Annotated in this window: 8 protein-coding genes; all 8 read right to left on the reverse strand. The window is 34.2% G+C overall.

The features are described from left to right. Positions 1 to 874: 874 nt before the first annotated feature. The 8 genes from secDF to J2X17_RS08200 all read right to left on the reverse strand — a co-directional run bounded on the left by secDF (position 875) and on the right by J2X17_RS08200 (position 16,783). On the reverse strand, positions 875 to 3,847 hold the full coding sequence (secDF, locus tag J2X17_RS08165; RefSeq protein ID WP_310296407.1) for a protein translocase subunit SecDF: 2,973 nt from the start codon (positions 3,845 to 3,847) through the stop codon (positions 875 to 877). Positions 3,848 to 4,073: 226 nt separating this feature from the next. Further along, positions 4,074 to 5,009: a malate dehydrogenase gene (mdh, locus tag J2X17_RS08170; RefSeq protein WP_310296409.1), complete on the reverse strand. Its 936-nt coding sequence runs from the start codon at positions 5,007 to 5,009 to the stop codon at positions 4,074 to 4,076. 108 nt (positions 5,010 to 5,117) lie between these two features. Next, positions 5,118 to 7,058, reverse strand: a complete 1,941-nt coding sequence (gene gyrB / locus J2X17_RS08175; RefSeq protein WP_056204073.1) for a DNA topoisomerase (ATP-hydrolyzing) subunit B — start codon at positions 7,056 to 7,058, stop codon at positions 5,118 to 5,120. Between the two features lie 312 nt (positions 7,059 to 7,370). Then, a complete protein-coding gene (locus J2X17_RS08180; RefSeq protein WP_310296411.1) occupies positions 7,371 to 10,106 on the reverse strand; it encodes a M16 family metallopeptidase in 2,736 nt (911 codons plus the stop codon). A gap of 243 nt (positions 10,107 to 10,349) precedes the next feature. Further along, the gene (gene asnB / locus J2X17_RS08185; RefSeq protein WP_310296413.1) at positions 10,350 to 11,966 is read right to left on the reverse strand and encodes an asparagine synthase B; all 1,617 of its coding nucleotides are present in this window, start codon (positions 11,964 to 11,966) and stop codon (positions 10,350 to 10,352) included. Positions 11,967 to 12,277: 311 nt separating this feature from the next. Beyond that, positions 12,278 to 13,954 (reverse strand): asparagine synthase B, encoded by a 1,677-nt coding sequence (gene asnB / locus J2X17_RS08190; protein ID WP_310296416.1) that lies wholly within the window; start codon positions 13,952 to 13,954, stop codon positions 12,278 to 12,280. A gap of 453 nt (positions 13,955 to 14,407) precedes the next feature. Next, positions 14,408 to 14,857, reverse strand: a complete 450-nt coding sequence (locus J2X17_RS08195) for a hypothetical protein (RefSeq protein WP_310296418.1) — start codon at positions 14,855 to 14,857, stop codon at positions 14,408 to 14,410. Positions 14,858 to 15,031: 174 nt separating this feature from the next. Further along, on the reverse strand, positions 15,032 to 16,783 hold the full coding sequence (locus J2X17_RS08200; protein ID WP_310296420.1) for a TonB-dependent receptor: 1,752 nt from the start codon (positions 16,781 to 16,783) through the stop codon (positions 15,032 to 15,034). Positions 16,784 to 16,790 lie beyond the last annotated feature (7 nt).

Here is a 16,790-nt window from a genome sequence, read left to right on the forward strand (position 1 = left end):
TTTCAAAACAACCTGTAGTCCCGCTATCCACTATATCTTTTTCCCTGCTAAAGGAGCAGTAAAAAAGGATATCGCTCCCATCGGGGCTAGATTAGAAATTTATTTTTCAGAAGTATTTACGAGCGAGACACATCTGCAATGCCATTAAAGTAAGAGATTTTAGATTGAGGATTAAATATTTAATTTCTCGTTTTCATTTCCAATTGATTGTAGAGACCCACAGCAGTGCTTCTAAAAGTCTCGTGAATCTAAATACAAATTACATTGCGTAGACGCACTGCTGTGCGCCTCTACGATATACTTTGTCTATAAATTTTCAATTCCATAATAACAAGCAAAAATAAGGCACAAAAAAACGATCCAACTCAGGACCAATGCCATTAAAGTAAGAGATTTTAGATTGAGGATTAACGATTTTTGATTTCAGGTTTTCATTGCCAATTTACTGTAGAGACGCACAGCAGTGCGTCTAAAGTCTCGTGAATCTAAATGCAAAACGCTGCGTAGACGCACTGGTATGCGTCTCTATAAAATACTTTGTCTATAAATTTTTAATTCCATAATAATATCAGACAAAAATAAGGCACAAAAAAGATCCAACTCAGGACCAATGTCATTAAAGTAAGATTTAGATTGAGGACTAAATATTTTAATTTCAGGTTTTCATTGCCAATTGATTGTAGAGACGCACAGCAGTGCGTCTCAAGTCTCGTGAATCTAAATGCAAAAACACTGCGCAGACGCACTGGTATGCGTCTCTATAAAATACTTTGTCTATAAATTTTTAATTCCATAATAATATATCACAAAAAAATAACGCACAAAAAAAGATCCAACTCTCGTTGGATCTTTTTAATATAATTTAAGCAATTAATTATGCTTGATTGTGTTTTTCTTCGATTGTATGTTTATCATCTTTAGAAATCGTATCAACCAATACTGGTGTTGCGATAAATAATGAAGAATAAGTACCTACAACAATACCTACTAACATTGCGAAGATAAATCCTCTGATTGATTCACCACCAAAGATAAACATCGTCAATAATACGATAATCATCATTAATGAAGTATTCAATGTTCTTGATAATGTAGTGTTAATAGATGCATTTACGATATCTTCAAAAGTACCTTTACGGTTTCCGATGATGAACTCTCTAATTCTGTCAAATACAATTACAGTATCATTCATAGAGTAACCAATTACAGTAAGAATCGCAGCGATAAAGTGCTGATCCATCTCCATATGGAAAGGCATGAATTTATAACATAAAGAGTAGATTCCTAATACAAAGATTACGTCATGCGCAACAGCTGCAATCGCACCTAATGAATATTGCCATTTACGGAAAGAGATCATTAAGTATAAGAAAATAACTGCCATCGCACCAAGAACTGCCCAGTATGAATTTGTTTTAATATCTTCAGAGATAGAAGCTCCAACTTTAGAAGATTGTAAAACTCCAACTTTTTTACCGTCAAATGTATTGGTAAATTTATCATAAGTTACATTAGGGAAATATTTCGATAATGCAGTATATAATTTTTGATTTACTTCTTCGTCAATAGCAACACCGTCTTCTTTAATTTTATATTTAGTAGTGATCTTCAATTGATCATCATCACCTAAAATTTTAGCTTCAACCGGAGTTCCAAAAGCAGCAGATAGCTCATCTGAAACAACTGTAGCATCTACAGGTTTTTCAAATTTCACCTGGAAAGTTCTTCCTCCAACAAAATCAACACCTTCATCTAATCCATTAACGAAGAAGATAGAAATTAAACTTACAACAACAACAATTGAAGAGAAGATATAAGTGAATTTTTTGATTTTAATAAAGTCAAAGTGGAAATTAGTAAACCAGTTTTTAGTAATATTTGTAGAGAAAGTTAAATCACCTTTTCCAGCAATATTTCTGTCAATAAAGATTCTTGCAATAAAGATTGATGTAAACAATGAAGTTACGATACCAATAAGTAATGTTAAAGCAAAACCTTTAATTGGTCCTGTTCCAAAAATAAACAAGATTGCTCCAGTTAAAACGTGGGTTACGTTCGCATCAATAATAGAACGCATTGCACCGTGCCATCCGTAAGAAGCAACAACTGCTTCAGACAATGATTTACCTTCACGCAATTCTTCTTTCGCTCTTTCAAATATAATAATGTTGGCATCCACCGCAGTACCCAATGTTAATACGATACCTGCAATACCTGGTAATGTTAATACAAAACCAAAACTTGCCATAATACCAAACAAGAAAAGTAAGTTTAACAATAATGCTAAGTTAGCATACCAACCTGCTTTACCATAATAGAATACCATCCATAAACAAACTAATAAAAATCCTAATACAGATGAAATTGTTCCAGCATCAATTGCAGCCTGACCTAAAGATGGTCCCACAACAGTTGATTGAATAATATCTGCAGAAGCTGGTAATTTACCTGCATTCAATACGTTTGCTAAATCTTTAGTTTCAGCAACATCAAAAGAACCTGTAATTTCAGATCTTCCTCCAGCAATTGGTCCACTAGTAACTCCAGGAGCAGAGTACACGATATTATCTAAAACAATAGCGATATAACTTTTTTGAGCAAAAGCTCTACCTGTCAATTCTTCCCAAACTTTAGCACCCTGGCTGTTCATTTGCATAGAAACAGCTGGTTTTCCTAATTGGTCAAAAGTATCTTTTGCATCAGTAACAACACCACCGCTCATAGCAGGTACGTTATCTCTGTTTCCTTTTAAAGCGTATAATTCAACTGCTTCAACTTCTTTTCCTTTAGCATCTTTTAAAGTAGTTGGTTTACTCCACACAAATTTTGCGTTGTGTTGGTCAGCAGCCAATAAAACTCTAATATCCGCTCTTTTGAAATATGCATTGATTGTAGCAGTATCTTTTGGAGCGAAGTAAGCTAAAACTGGTCCACCACCCTGACCTAACATTTTGTCAAATAATGGGTTGTTTCCTTTTTTAGTATCTACTGAATCTTTAGCATCAGTTAATAAAGCATTCAATGAATCTTTAGCAACAGCTTTAGTTTCTTTAGTTTTAACTTCAGTTTTTTTCAAAGCTTCGTTAGTAGCTACTAAGAAGTTTCCAATTTCTTCAACTTTATAAGTTTCCCAAAACTCTAATTGAGCTTTTCCACCTAATAATTTTTTGATTCTGTCAACATCTTTAGCACCAGGAAGCTCTACTAAGATTCTTCCAGTTTCTCCTAATTTTTGGATGTTTGGCTGAGTAACACCAAATTTGTCGATACGCTCTCTTAATACTTTGTAAGCACTTTCGATAGACTCATCAACTTTTCTTTTAATTACTTTTTGAGCTTGCGCATCAGTCATTTGGAAATCAATTCCACCTTCACCTTGTAAACTTCTGTTTGCAAAAATATCCGGAGAAGCTAATTTTGTAGTTCCATTTGAATTTGCTTCAAATGCTTCAAAAAACTTATTTAAGTAGGTTTTGTTTCCTTCTAAATTCGCAGTCGCATCAGCTAATGATTTATTAAATACCGGATTTTTCGAATTATTTGACAATCCTTTCAATACATCTTTAACAGAGATTTGAAGAATAACGTTGATTCCTCCTTCTAAGTCAAGACCTTTGTTTAATTGTTTGTTTTTTACTTCATTATAAGTAAAACTTGAAAAACCAAGATTCAGTACATCTACTTTACCAATAGAATCCAAATATTTTAGCTCTTTATCAGGATTGTCTCCTGCAAAAGCTTTAGCTTCACTTTTGACGCTGTTTGCCACAAAAGTGAACGAAAGTTGGTAAATACTTACCAATGCAAATAGAATTGCGAAAAATTTAATAAGTCCTTTATTCTGCATTATTACTAAAAATTAATTATGTTTTATTGTTTGTTTTTGTTTTAAAGTCCCATAAAATAAGCCCTGACATCATTTTTTAAAACTAAAAAACCAGATCACGAATTACAGCATTTTTTTTAAACCGAGCAAATATATAATTCTCGAAAAGATTAACCAATTTATTTATTAATTAATCTCAAAAAAAAGACTGCAAAAGTGCAGTCCTTTCCTTTTTTTACCAAATTCTTTATACTAAAATCGATTTTAGGGCATCATTCATGCCTCTAACTGCATCTGCACTTTTAGCAAACAAAGCCTTTTCCTGCTCGTTTAATTGAATATCTAAAATCTCTTCTACTCCATTTTTACCTATAATACAAGGTACTCCTATGCAAATATCATTTTGTCCGTATTCTCCTTCAACAAAAACAGAACAGGCAATCATTTTCTTTTGGTCATTCAAAATACTATCAACAAGATACGCTACAGAAGCTCCTGGCGCATACCAAGCCGATGTTCCTAAAAGACCTGTAAGTGTTGCTCCTCCTACCATAGTATCTGCAGCAACCTTTTGCAACGCCTCTTCTGAAAGAAATTCTGTTACCGGAATTCCATTATAAGACGCAAGGCGAGTTAACGGAATCATAGTAGTATCACCGTGACCTCCGATTACCATTGCCGAAATATCATTTGCAGGTTTATCTAAAGCCAAAGACAAATAAGTTCTGAAACGAGAACTATCCAAAGCACCACCCATACCAATAATTCTGCTTTTTGGTAATCCTGTAGATTTTAAAGCTAAATACGTCATCGTATCCATTGGGTTCGAAACAACAACAATAATAGTATTTGGCGAATGCTTTAAAACATTTTCAGCAACAGTTTTTACAATTCCTGCATTAATACCTATTAATTCTTCACGTGTCATTCCTGGTTTTCTTGGAATTCCTGATGTAATGACTACTACATCACTTCCCGCTGTTTTAGAATAGTCATTGGTTACACCATATACTTTTGTATTAAAACCTGTATTGGTAGCACATTGCATAATATCCAACGCTTTCCCTTCGGCAAAACCTTCTTTAATATCCAACAACACTACTTCGCTGGCAATTCCTCTATAAGAAATAACATCTGCACATGTAGCTCCAACATTTCCTGCTCCTACAATGGTAACTTTCATATTTTATACTTTATCGGTTATTAATTAATTTATTTTATAAAACGACAATTCGTTTAATCGTTTAAGTAAATTTAAACAATTAAACGAATTGAGGGTTAAACTTTTTTATTATGCATCGATATTTGCGTAAACCGCATTCTTCTCGATAAATTCTCTACGTGGTGGCACTTCATCTCCCATTAACATTGAGAAAACTCTGTCAGCTTCTGCCAAACTATCAATAGTTACCTGACGTAAAGTTCTGAAGTTCGGATCCATTGTAGTTTCCCATAATTGTTCCGCGTTCATCTCTCCAAGACCTTTATAACGTTGGATTGCTGCGCTTCCTCCCATTCTCTCATTTGCCTGATCGCGTTGAACGTCATTCCATGCATATTCCTTTTTATTTCCTTTTTTAACTAAGTATAAAGGCGGAGCTGCGATGTAAACGTGACCTTCTTCGATCAATTCTTTCATGAAACGGAAGAAGAACGTTAATATTAAGGTAGAAATGTGACTACCATCGACATCGGCATCACACATGATGATTACCTTATGATATCTTAATTTTTCAAGGTTTAATGCTTTGCTATCTTCTGCTGTACCAACGGTAACTCCTAAAGCAGTAAAGATATTTCGAATCTCTTCGTTTTCGAATACTTTGTGGTGCATCGCTTTCTCCACATTCAGAATTTTACCACGCAAAGGTAAAATCGCTTGAAAGTTACGGTCACGACCTTGTTTTGCTGTTCCACCCGCCGAATCTCCCTCGACTAGGTAAACCTCACATCTTGCCGGATCCTGCTCAGAACAATCTGATAATTTTCCTGGCAATCCACCGCCACCCATAACGGTTTTACGCTGTACCATTTCACGCGCTTTTTTCGCAGCGTGACGTGCCTGAGCAGCCAAAATAACTTTTTGGATAATGATACGGGCATCATTTGGATTTTCTTCCAAATAATTCTCCAACATTTCTCCAACTGCCTGAGAAACCGGAGAAACTACTTCTCTATTTCCAAGCTTCGTTTTTGTTTGTCCTTCGAATTGTGGTTCTGCAACTTTTACCGAAATAATAGCTGTTAATCCCTCACGGAAGTCATCTCCCGCAATTTCGAATTTCAATTTATCCAACATTCCAGAGGCATCTGCGTATTTTTTAAGGGTTCTTGTCAAACCACTTCTAAAACCTTGTAAATGCGTTCCTCCTTCGTGAGTATTAATATTATTTACGTAAGAAAAAATATTCTCTGTATAACTTGTATTATAAATCAAGGCAACTTCAACCGGAATTTCACCTTTTTCATTATCCATGCTGATAACGTGAGAAATAATTGGTTCACGGTTACCATCTAAATAACGAATGTATTCTTTTAGACCTTCGTCAGAATGAAAAACTTCGACTTTAAATTCCCCTTTTTCATCAACTTCTCTTTTGTCTGTAAAAGTAATTGTGATTCCTTTGTTTAAGAAAGAAAGCTCACGCATACGAGCTGATAATGTATCGTATGAAAACTCCGTAGTTTGAGTGAAGATTGTATTATCTGGATAAAAAGTCTGGCGTGTACCTCTTTTATCAGTTTCTCCGATTTGTTTTACCGGATATAATGATTTTCCTCTTTCGTATTCCTGCTCGTAGATTTTTCCGTCTCTGAAAACTGTAGATTTCATATGAACAGAAAGGGCATTTACAACCGAAACCCCAACACCGTGTAAACCTCCGGAAACTTTGTACGAATCTTTATCGAATTTACCTCCGGCACCAATTTTGGTCATTACAACCTCAAGTGCAGAAACTCCTTCTTTTTTATGTAAATCAACTGGAATACCACGACCGTTATCTTCAACTGTTACCGAACCGTCTTCGTTAATTGCAACACCAATGGTATCACAATGTCCTCCCATCGCCTCATCAATAGAGTTATCAACAACCTCATAAACCAAATGATGCAGCCCTCGAACCCCCACATCTCCAATATACATCGATGGACGCATTCTTACGTGCTCCATTCCTTCTAATGCCTGAATACTATCTGCTGAATAATTGTTCTTCTTGATTTCTTCGCTCATATAATTTATTCTAAAAAATGTAATTATTGTCTAACACGCAAATATATAAAAACGCAAATTATATATCCGTTAAATTACGATTTAAAGCACTTAAGTTATTAACACAATTGTTTAAAAAACCAAAAAATAAATTCCAAATTCCAAAAATTAGCCTCTTTAAAAACCAAAAACTAATTTCTTTGAAAAAAAATCCAAATTTTCCCCAAAATAAAATCCGAAACAACAAATGCCATTTCGGATTTTGAACTTTGAATCTCACAAACGTAATCCAATTTGGAATTTGGAATTTACAAAATTTGGAATTTCAGTTTTTTATTGTTTTTTATTAAAATCACCCACATAAATAGAAGTCATTTTATCTAAACTTAAATATTTTTTAAGAACAGTATTTACTTCTTCTACTTTTAAAGCTTTCACTTTATTTTCTAAATCATCATAATCTTCCAAAGGAATTCCGTATTGAAGATAGGTATTCGTTAAGCCCATCAAAGTGTCATCCATTCCTAATCTGGTTTTTCTTTCATTTTGCCAGCTCACTAAATTTGACTTTAATTCTTCTGCTGTAAAACCATCTTTTAAAGCTTTTGCAATTTCTTCTTTAGTCGCATTTTCAACTGCCGTCTTTTTCGTCGGATTTAAAAAAGCATAATATGACCAAGCTGCAACATTACTAGTAATTGGCACATCAATAAATGAACCTGCCCCGTAACTGATACCTTCTTTTTCTCTTAAACGCATTGGTATTCTTGCACTCAAAAAACCTCCGCTTCCTAAGATTTCATTAGCCATCACAAATGCTGGATAGTCTGGGTTTTTTCTATCCATTTTAAAGCTAATTCTTCCTAAAGCAACTGCATTTTCTTTGTCTGGAGTAATTAAATCCTTATCTGATTTTGCCGTCTCAAAATAGGTTGGTAAAGCAAGCTCGTATTTTGATTTAGAAGTCCATTTTCCGAATGTATTTTCTAAAATCTGAGCTGTCGTTTTCTCATCTAAATCTCCTACAACCGTTCCAACACCGTTATTTCCGCCTAGATAGTTTTTATAAAAATCAACTATTTCTGATTGTTTGATCTTTTTAAAAGCGTCTATTTGCTCCTGAATTGTTGGGGTATAAAAAATACTTTCTTTAGAATATTTTGTTGTTTGTCTTGCAATTTCTGTAAACGCAACAGACTGCGGATCATTAAGACTTGATTCAAGGTACGTATTGTACTCACTGATTGTTTTTGTCAGCTCATTTTCAGGGAAAGTCGAATTAGTAAGCAAATCACCTAAGATTTCCATTACTTCTTTAAAATTCTCTTTATAAGTACTAACACTTACTGATAAAGTTTGTCTTGAAAAATTAAATCCTATACTTGATTTTAACTGATCCAATCTGTCCTGAATCTGTTCTTTAGTTTTAGTTTTAGTACCAGTTTTTAACAATTGAGCCAAAATTCCTGCTGTATCAGTTTTGCCAGTTAATTCTTTTTCATTACTTACTGGAAATTTAAAACTAGCCTGAACTTTTCCGCCTTTGATTTCTTTTTTAATCAATCCGTATTTTGCTCCGTTGCTTAGTTTACCTTCAACAAAATTTTGCTTTAAATTTTTGATAGAAGCTTCAAATGCAGCCGCTTCTTTTTCTAAAGCTTTTCCCTTATAATCTTTAGTTAAAGCAAGAATTTGCTCGTCTGTATATTCAACATTCTTTACTCGTTGTTCATCTTTTGAAGGAATAAATATCCCTACTGTCCTGTTATTACTTCTGAAATACTTCTCTGCCACTCTTTGAATATCTGCCGTTGTTAATTTCTCAACTGCATCTCTGTACAAATATCCCAACCTATAATCTCCTGCACCAATAATTTCAGTAAGGTTAATAGCATAAGAGACCGTATTGTTTTTAACTCCTTCAATTTGCTTGATGATTTTTGCTTTAGCTCTGCTTACATCCTGATCAGTGTATTTTGTAGTTGCTATTTTATCTAATTCTGTTCTTACAATATCTTCTGTAGCCTTGATATCTTTATCGTTTGGAACCGCAACACCGAAATACATAAAACTTGCATCGCGGACATTTGGCTGCCAGGCATAAAGACTTGATGCTTTTTGAGTTTCAACTAAAGATTTATAAAGATATCCTGATGGGTCAGCTGTTAGAATTTCTCCCAAAGCATCGATTGCAGCAAAATCTTTGTCTGCATAAGGAACCGTGTGATACAAAGCGCCTACATTTTTACTGTCTCCGGCTCTTTTAAGTTCTACGAATTTTTCCCCATCCTGCGCAGGTTCAATTGTATACGTTTTATCCAATACTCTTTTAGGTCTCGGAATTGCACCAAAATATTGCCCAACATATTGCAATGCTTTTTGTTCATCAAACTTTCCAGCAATGATTAAGGTTGCATTATCAGGCTGATAATATCTTTCATAAAAAACCCTAAGTGTGTTGGCTTTTACTCTTTCAATATCTTCTTTACTACCAATGGTACTATTCCCGTAATTATGCCATAAATATGCTGTAGACATAATTCGTTCCTGAAGCACACCATCCGGATTATTTTCACCGATTTCAAACTCATTTCTTACTACTGAAAACTCTTTGTCAAGATCAGTTTGTAAAATAGTTGCATTAATCATCCTGTCTGCTTCCATTCCAAGACTCCATTTCAAATTTTCGTCATTTGATGGAAAAACTTCATAATAATTAGTTCTGTCCAACCAGGTAGTTCCGTTAGCATTCCCTCCTTTATCAGAGAGCATTTTTTTAATATCGCCTAAATTCTTAGTACTTTTAAAAAGCATGTGCTCTAATAAATGCGCCATCCCTTTTTCGCCATAACCTTCATTTTTAGAACCTACACTGTAAACAATATTTACTACCATGTTGCTTTGAGAAGCATCTGGAATTAGAAGAACTCTTAGTCCGTTATTTAATGTATATTCTTTAACACCTTCGACATTGGTAATGTATTTGGGTGTTTCAGATTTTTGTGCATAGACTGAACTCAGGGAAACAAATGAGCAGTACAAAATTCCACTTAGTAATAGGTTTCTCATAGATTTAAATTAAGTATTAAATTAGTTATTCTTGGTAACCAAATATAGTATTTTTCTTAATTATAATAAACTCTTATTAACTTAGTTTTAGTAATTTATAAAAAAATAAATTTCAAATCCTAAAATTCCAAATTATAATTATGAGCATAAAAAAAACTGAAACCAGCATGTACAATGTAGTTTCAGTTTTTTTTATTCAACAATTCCTAAAATTGGAATTTGGAATTTTAAGATTTGAATTTTTTAAATTGCCACTCCAGATTTTGACATTTCAGTATCTGCTTTTACGTGAGCTGCATTTGCCCTTCCGCTTGGATCAAGATTTTCCTGCCATTTTGGAATCCATTTTCGAACCGTTTGAGCCGCACTGACTTGCGGATAATATTTATGAAAAATCGATCTGTAAAGATAAGCTTCTTTCGTTGTTGGCGAATTATATGGAAATTCAGCAGCAGCTCCGGCCAATTGTTCATCTGAAACCTGTTCAGCACAATATTCGATTAATTCATCAACCCAATTATACCCAACTCCATCCGAAAACTGTTCTTTTTGTCTCCACAAAACTTCAGTTGGCAAATACGGATCTTCAGGTGTATCAAATGCTTTTCTTAAAATATATTTTTCAATACCATCATATGTTTTTGGCTGTTTTTCCTCCGTTTTGATTCGGATTGCAACATCTAAAAAAGCTGTGTCTAAAAATGGAAATCTGGCTTCTAATCCTGTTGCCATTGTTGTTTTATCTGCACGTAATAAATCTGCAGTAAACAATTTCTGAACTCGCTCAATTGTTTCATCCTGAAATTCTTCTGCTGATGGTGCATTTCTAAAGTACAAATGCCCTCCAAAAATCTCATCAGCGCCTTCGCCTGAAAGAATTGCTTTTACTCCCTTTTCACTTATTGCTTTAGACAACAAATACATCGGAACTCCCGCTCGTACTGAAATTATGTCATACGTTTCAATATGATAAATTACTTTTTCTAAAACAGCAACACCTTCTGCTACATTAAAATGTATTTCATGGTGATCTGTTCCTAAAAATTCCGCTGCTTTTCTTGCCGCAACATTATCCGGTGTATTACCATCTAATCCGATAGAAAAAGAATGTAGTTTCTTTCCATTTTCAGCATGCAAACGCGCAGCAATTGATGAAGTCAGAGAGGAATCTAAACCTCCGGAAAGCAATACACCAACCGGCACTTCACCTATTAACCTTTTACGTGTTGCCTCAACTAAAGTCTTGCGAATTAAATCTAAATCAAGACTATCAACGGCATTTTTATGATCTTCATATTCAGGTTTGTAATATTTTACAAAACCTGTCTTACCTGTATAATAATGTCCTGGAGGAAAAGTCGAAAAGGATTTACATTGATCAGCGATGGATTTCATTTCTGAAGAAAAATAAATCCTTCCTCTTTCGTCTAATCCATAATATAAAGGTTTGACTCCAATAGGATCTCTTCCGGCGATATAATCATCTCCATCAATAACTACAAAAGCAAAATCACCATCAAGCATATTACAGAAACTATGTCCAAATTTTTCATATAAATGAACAATAACTTCTGAATCAGATTTTGTTCTGAATGTATGCCCTTTTAAAACTGTATTTTTTAATTCCTGATAATTGTAAATTTCACCATCATGAACCATCCAGGCTTTATTTGTTCCCTGAATTGGCTGCTTGCCTGTTTGTAAATCAACAATTGAAAGGCTTTCATGACAAAGAATACTGCCATTCGGCATAATATGCAGATCATTTTCATCAGGGCCACGATGTGACATCCTTTTAGAAAGCTCTTTTACGAGTTGGGGGTCTTTTCCTTTACCAATAACGGCCAATAATCCAGACATACTATTCTATTTTTTATTATTATTTTATTTATCGCCTCCCTCATGAGGTGAATCATATATTTATTGCTTATAATGTGCAATATTCAGCAAAACTAAATATTAATTTCTGATTTTCCGTAACAATTATATTATAATCTCAGCGATTTAACTTTTTTACACGAAAACATCAAAAATAAAAAACAAAGTCAAATAATTGCCGAAAATCATTTTTAACTACCTGAAATTGTACAAATTAACAATTTAAGACACAAAAGACGTTCTCCATGAGAGAACGCCCTTTAACAATATAACTAATTCTAAAAATACTATAATTATGCTTTCTCGTAAGCATCATCATGTACGCTGGCTACAGCTCTACCTGAAGGATCGTTCATGTTTTTGAAAGCCTCATCCCACTCCAAAGCAATTTTTGTACTACAAGCCACACTTGCTTCCTGAGGCACGCATAAAGCTGCAGCATCGCTTGGGAAATGTTCTGCAAAAATAGAACGATAGTAATACTCTTCTTTAGAAGTTGGTGTCTGCAATGGAAATTTAAATCTCGCATTTGCCAATTGTTCATCTGAAACTTCTTTAGCCACAACTTCTTTTAAAGTATCAATCCAGCTATATCCTACTCCATCAGAAAATTGTTCTTTTTGTCTCCATGCCACACTTTCCGGCAACATATCTTCAAAAGCTTTACGAACAACCCATTTTTCCATCGGATGTTCTTTGTTGATCATTTTATCCTGAGGGTTGATGCGCATTGCAACATCCATAAATTCTTTATCTAAGAATGGTACACGTCCTTCGATTCCCCAAGCTGCCAAACTTTTGTTCGCACGTAAACAATCATACATGTGTAATTTACCTAATTTACGAACGTTTTCTTCGTGAAATTCTCTTGCGTTTGGCGCTTTGTGGAAGTATAAATATCCTCCAAACAACTCATCTGCACCTTCACCAGACAGCACCATTTTGATTCCCATTGATTTAATAACTCTCGCCATTAGCCACATTGGAGTTGAAGCTCTAACCGTAGTTACATCATAAGTTTCCAGGTTGTAAATTACATCACGAACAGCATCTAAACCTTCCTGAATAGTAAACTTAATTTCGTGGTGAATAGTTCCAATATGTTTTGCCACCACCTGAGCTGCTGCTAAATCCGGAGAACCATCAAGTCCAACTGAAAAAGAGTGTAATTGCGGATACCAAGCATCTGTAGTATCGTCTGACTCAATACGTTTTTGTGCAAATTTTTTGGCCACAGCAGAAGTAATAGACGAATCTAAGCCTCCAGAAAGTAAAACTCCATAAGGAACATCACTCATCAATTGTCTGTGAACCGCTGCTTCCAAAGCTTCTTTAATAGCAGGAATACTTGTTTCGTTGTCTTTTACCGCGTCATATTCTGTCCAGTCTCTTTTATACCATTGTACAAATTCACCGTCTTTACTTGTCATATAATGTCCTGGAGGAAATAACTGAATTTTTGTACAATATCCTTCCAAAGCTTTCAATTCAGAAGCTACGTAAAAAGTTCCATGCTGATCCCAACCAATGTACAATGGAATAATTCCCATATGGTCACGAGCAATAAAATACTCGTCTTTCTCAACATCATAAATTGCAAATCCGAAGATTCCGTTCATTTCGTCAATAAAGTGTGGGCCTTTTTCCTGGTAAAGTGCTAAAATAACTTCGCAGTCACTTTCAGTTTGAAAGTTATATTTTCCTTCAAATTGTTTACGCAATTCTCTGTGGTTGTAAATTTCGCCATTTGCAGCTAAAACCAGTTTTTTATCTTCTGTAAATAAAGGTTGTTTTCCAGAGGCTGGATCAACAATCGCCAAACGCTCATGTGATAGAATTGCTTTATCATTACTATAAATCCCGCTCCAGTCTGGTCCTCTGTGACGAATAATTTTAGACATTTCTAATACTTGAGGTCTTAAAGCCTCGGCTTTTTGTTTTAGGTCAAAGGCACATACGATTCCGCACATAATTATATATTTTTAATTGTAAATTTTATTTTGATAGGGCAAAGATGCGTTATTGGTTATAATTGAAAAACATAAATATTAGATTTAGTTATAATTTATAACCATAATTTAATTTTTACATACAAAATGTAAAATTTTAACACAAAAAAAAGCCCCGAACTTGAAAATTTCAATTTTGAGGTAAAATGAAGCAAAAAATGTTAGGTTTTAAAGAAATATTTGAAGTATATTTTAACTTTTTAAAGATACGTTGAAAAATATTCAACGAAAATAATGAAAGCTAATCATAAATTATGATTTTCCCCAATCTTGTCATTTCGACGGAGGAGAAATCCCCGCAAGTAACTCCGCAGCGAGAGTCTAATCTTTGTCGAGCTTCTTGCGGGGATTTCTCCTCCGTCGAAATGACATACTTTGGGCTATTTGACTCTCTGCAAAAGTTCTTAAATGAGACTATTCCACACTCTCAATCGTATAATGAGTTTTATTAATTTCAAATTTAAAACCAACTTTGTTACCCATTAAATGAGAACCCAGGGGAGATTGTGGAGAAAGTGCAATAACATTGATTCCGTCAACTGTAATTTTAGGAAGCGCAACACTTAAATACAGATGAATTCCGTTGGCTTTTACCAAACTTCCTGAAATAATATTTTCTGTTGTTTTTGAGGGATCAATTTTATCTAAAATCGCCTTTTGAGTTATCGCTTCTTTTAGTTTATTGGTCAGTTTTTCCTGTTCGATATGCATCATGGACAGAGCCGTTTCATGCTTATCGCCGGCCGAACCTTTGGCATCGTTTTTAGAATCTTCGGTCAAAGCCGAAATCATGTCCCTGAAAACATCTATTCGGTCCTGGACCATTTGCAAATAATAGGAATGTATTTTTTGTTTGAAATTCATTTTTTAAAGGTAGTGAGGTTCTGAGGTACAAAGGTGCAAAGGTTTTTTCCTTTTGCAATTTTTTTCGCCACTAATTACACTAATTTTCACTAATTATAAAAAACAAAATTCGCCAAATCTTTAAAAAGACTTAGCGAACATTGCGTAAAAACTTTGCGCTCTTTGCGTTTAAATTTAAAAATCAAATTTATAATTTCCGCCTACTAAAACCTGGAATCCCTGAACCGGGTAATTCAGCCATCTTTCGTAAGCCTGATTTCCTATATTATTTAATTTTAAGAAGAAAGTTAAACGTTCGCTGTATTTGTAACCTAAATGAGCATTCGCATCAAAATAGCTTTTCAAAGTAACTGGTACTCCAAGTGTCGCAACATCTAAATTGGTTTGCATGTCTTTACGCTCTCCTACAAAGAAAATATTCAAACCGGCATACCATTGTTTGGTAATATTTACATCCAGATTTGAGCTCAATTTCATTGATGGTAAATTCCAAGCTTCTAAACCATCCGTTTTGTAACTATTGAAAGTTCCGTTGATTCCGAAAGAAACATTCTTTGAAAAATCAGCTTTTAATTCTGCATAAAAACGCAGCGTTCTTACGTCATCATAAACCACTCCAAATGAGTTTCCGAAAGCATAATTTTCATTAGAAAAATCTTCATTGTAATCATTGCTTTTAAATAAAGCCTTATCTTTTTCATTTAGATAAGAACCCGTAAGATTATAGTTGATATTATTTGCCAATTTCCCTTTCAAACCAGCAAACACATTATATTGATTGCTCGTTGGCCTCATGTTTAAAGTTGGAGATAAAAATGGATTTGCAGTCACAAAATCGGCATAAGAATTTTGATTTAAACTGCCATTTACTCCCGTGTAAAAAATCATTAAATCGCCTACTAATTTATAAGAAGCATTTACTTTTGGATAGATATAAAACTTGTTTCCGCTGTTTTCAGAATCCAATCCATAATACAATCCGGCTCCTAATTCTAATGTCCAATCATTTTCATGTATTACAAAACTTGGCTCTATTCCAAAATTAGTAAGACTATATTTTAAAGGTTCAGTGTTTGTTAAAGTATAATTATTATCGAATGATCCGCTAACATGATCTATAACAACGTTGGTATTAATAGACTGATCCATAACATCAACCTTAAAAGAAGGTTTCAGATAAAAACGATTTTCTGAAGAAGAGAAACTATCTGAAAAATGCGTAAATCTTGTATCAATTTTGCTAAAAATACCTTCAGTAAACTCTACATTCCCACCTAAAGAAATTGTGTTATAAGAATGATTTGGATTGATTCCTCTAATTAAATCTTCCTGCGTTTCAGCAGGCAAAGTTGAACCGAAACCTTCCGGCAAACCATACCAATTGTACAATTGATTTTGATAACCCAAATCTACAGCCCAGGACATATCGCGATTATTTACTCCGTAACCCACATTTAAAGCTGTATCGTAAAATTCATCATTTAAATTCACATCTTTAATTCCGCCCTGCGAAGAATGATGGCGAAACATTCCAGCGACATAATCATTGTTTCCTAAATCCTGTGTTACAAATAATTCAGCATTTAGAGTGCCGTAATTTCCAACTCCTAAAGTCGCATAATTACTGAATAATCTCTCTTTTTTTGATTTCTCAACACCTTCTGCCTTTCCTTTTGAAGGCGTAAAAGTAGACGCAACAGGAACCGACAAAATACTATATTTAATCGTTTCTTTCGGCTGATTTCCGGTATCATCAAGCGAAGGAGTTTCTTTCACTTTAAAGGCATCCGATATTGTTGGCGAATATGGTTTTACTACATTTACAGTTTCAGTTCCTATACTTTCATTTTTCTTCTGTGAAAATGAAAGCTGAAAAGCGAACAACAGCAGTAAAAGGAAGGTTTTATTTTGGCAATTAATTTTCATATTTTAT

Source organism: Flavobacterium aquidurense (assembly GCF_031458035.1).
Classification (GTDB): Bacteria; Bacteroidota; Bacteroidia; order Flavobacteriales; family Flavobacteriaceae; genus Flavobacterium; species Flavobacterium aquidurense_C.

Bases quoted from the DNA above. Each gene is read 5' to 3' on its own strand.
- secDF (WP_310296407.1), bottom strand. From the start codon at position 3,847: ATGCAGAATAAAGGACTTATTAAATTTTTCGCAATTCTATTTGCATTG.
- mdh (WP_310296409.1), bottom strand. From the start codon at position 5,009: ATGAAAGTTACCATTGTAGGAGCAGGAAATGTTGGAGCTACATGTGCA.
- gyrB (WP_056204073.1), bottom strand. From the start codon at position 7,058: ATGAGCGAAGAAATCAAGAAGAACAATTATTCAGCAGATAGTATTCAG.
- J2X17_RS08180 (WP_310296411.1), bottom strand. From the start codon at position 10,106: ATGAGAAACCTATTACTAAGTGGAATTTTGTACTGCTCATTTGTTTCC.
- asnB (WP_310296413.1), bottom strand. From the start codon at position 11,966: ATGTCTGGATTATTGGCCGTTATTGGTAAAGGAAAAGACCCCCAACTC.
- asnB (WP_310296416.1), bottom strand. From the start codon at position 13,954: ATGTGCGGAATCGTATGTGCCTTTGACCTAAAACAAAAAGCCGAGGCT.
- J2X17_RS08195 (WP_310296418.1), bottom strand. From the start codon at position 14,857: ATGAATTTCAAACAAAAAATACATTCCTATTATTTGCAAATGGTCCAG.
- J2X17_RS08200 (WP_310296420.1), bottom strand. From the start codon at position 16,783: ATGAAAATTAATTGCCAAAATAAAACCTTCCTTTTACTGCTGTTGTTC.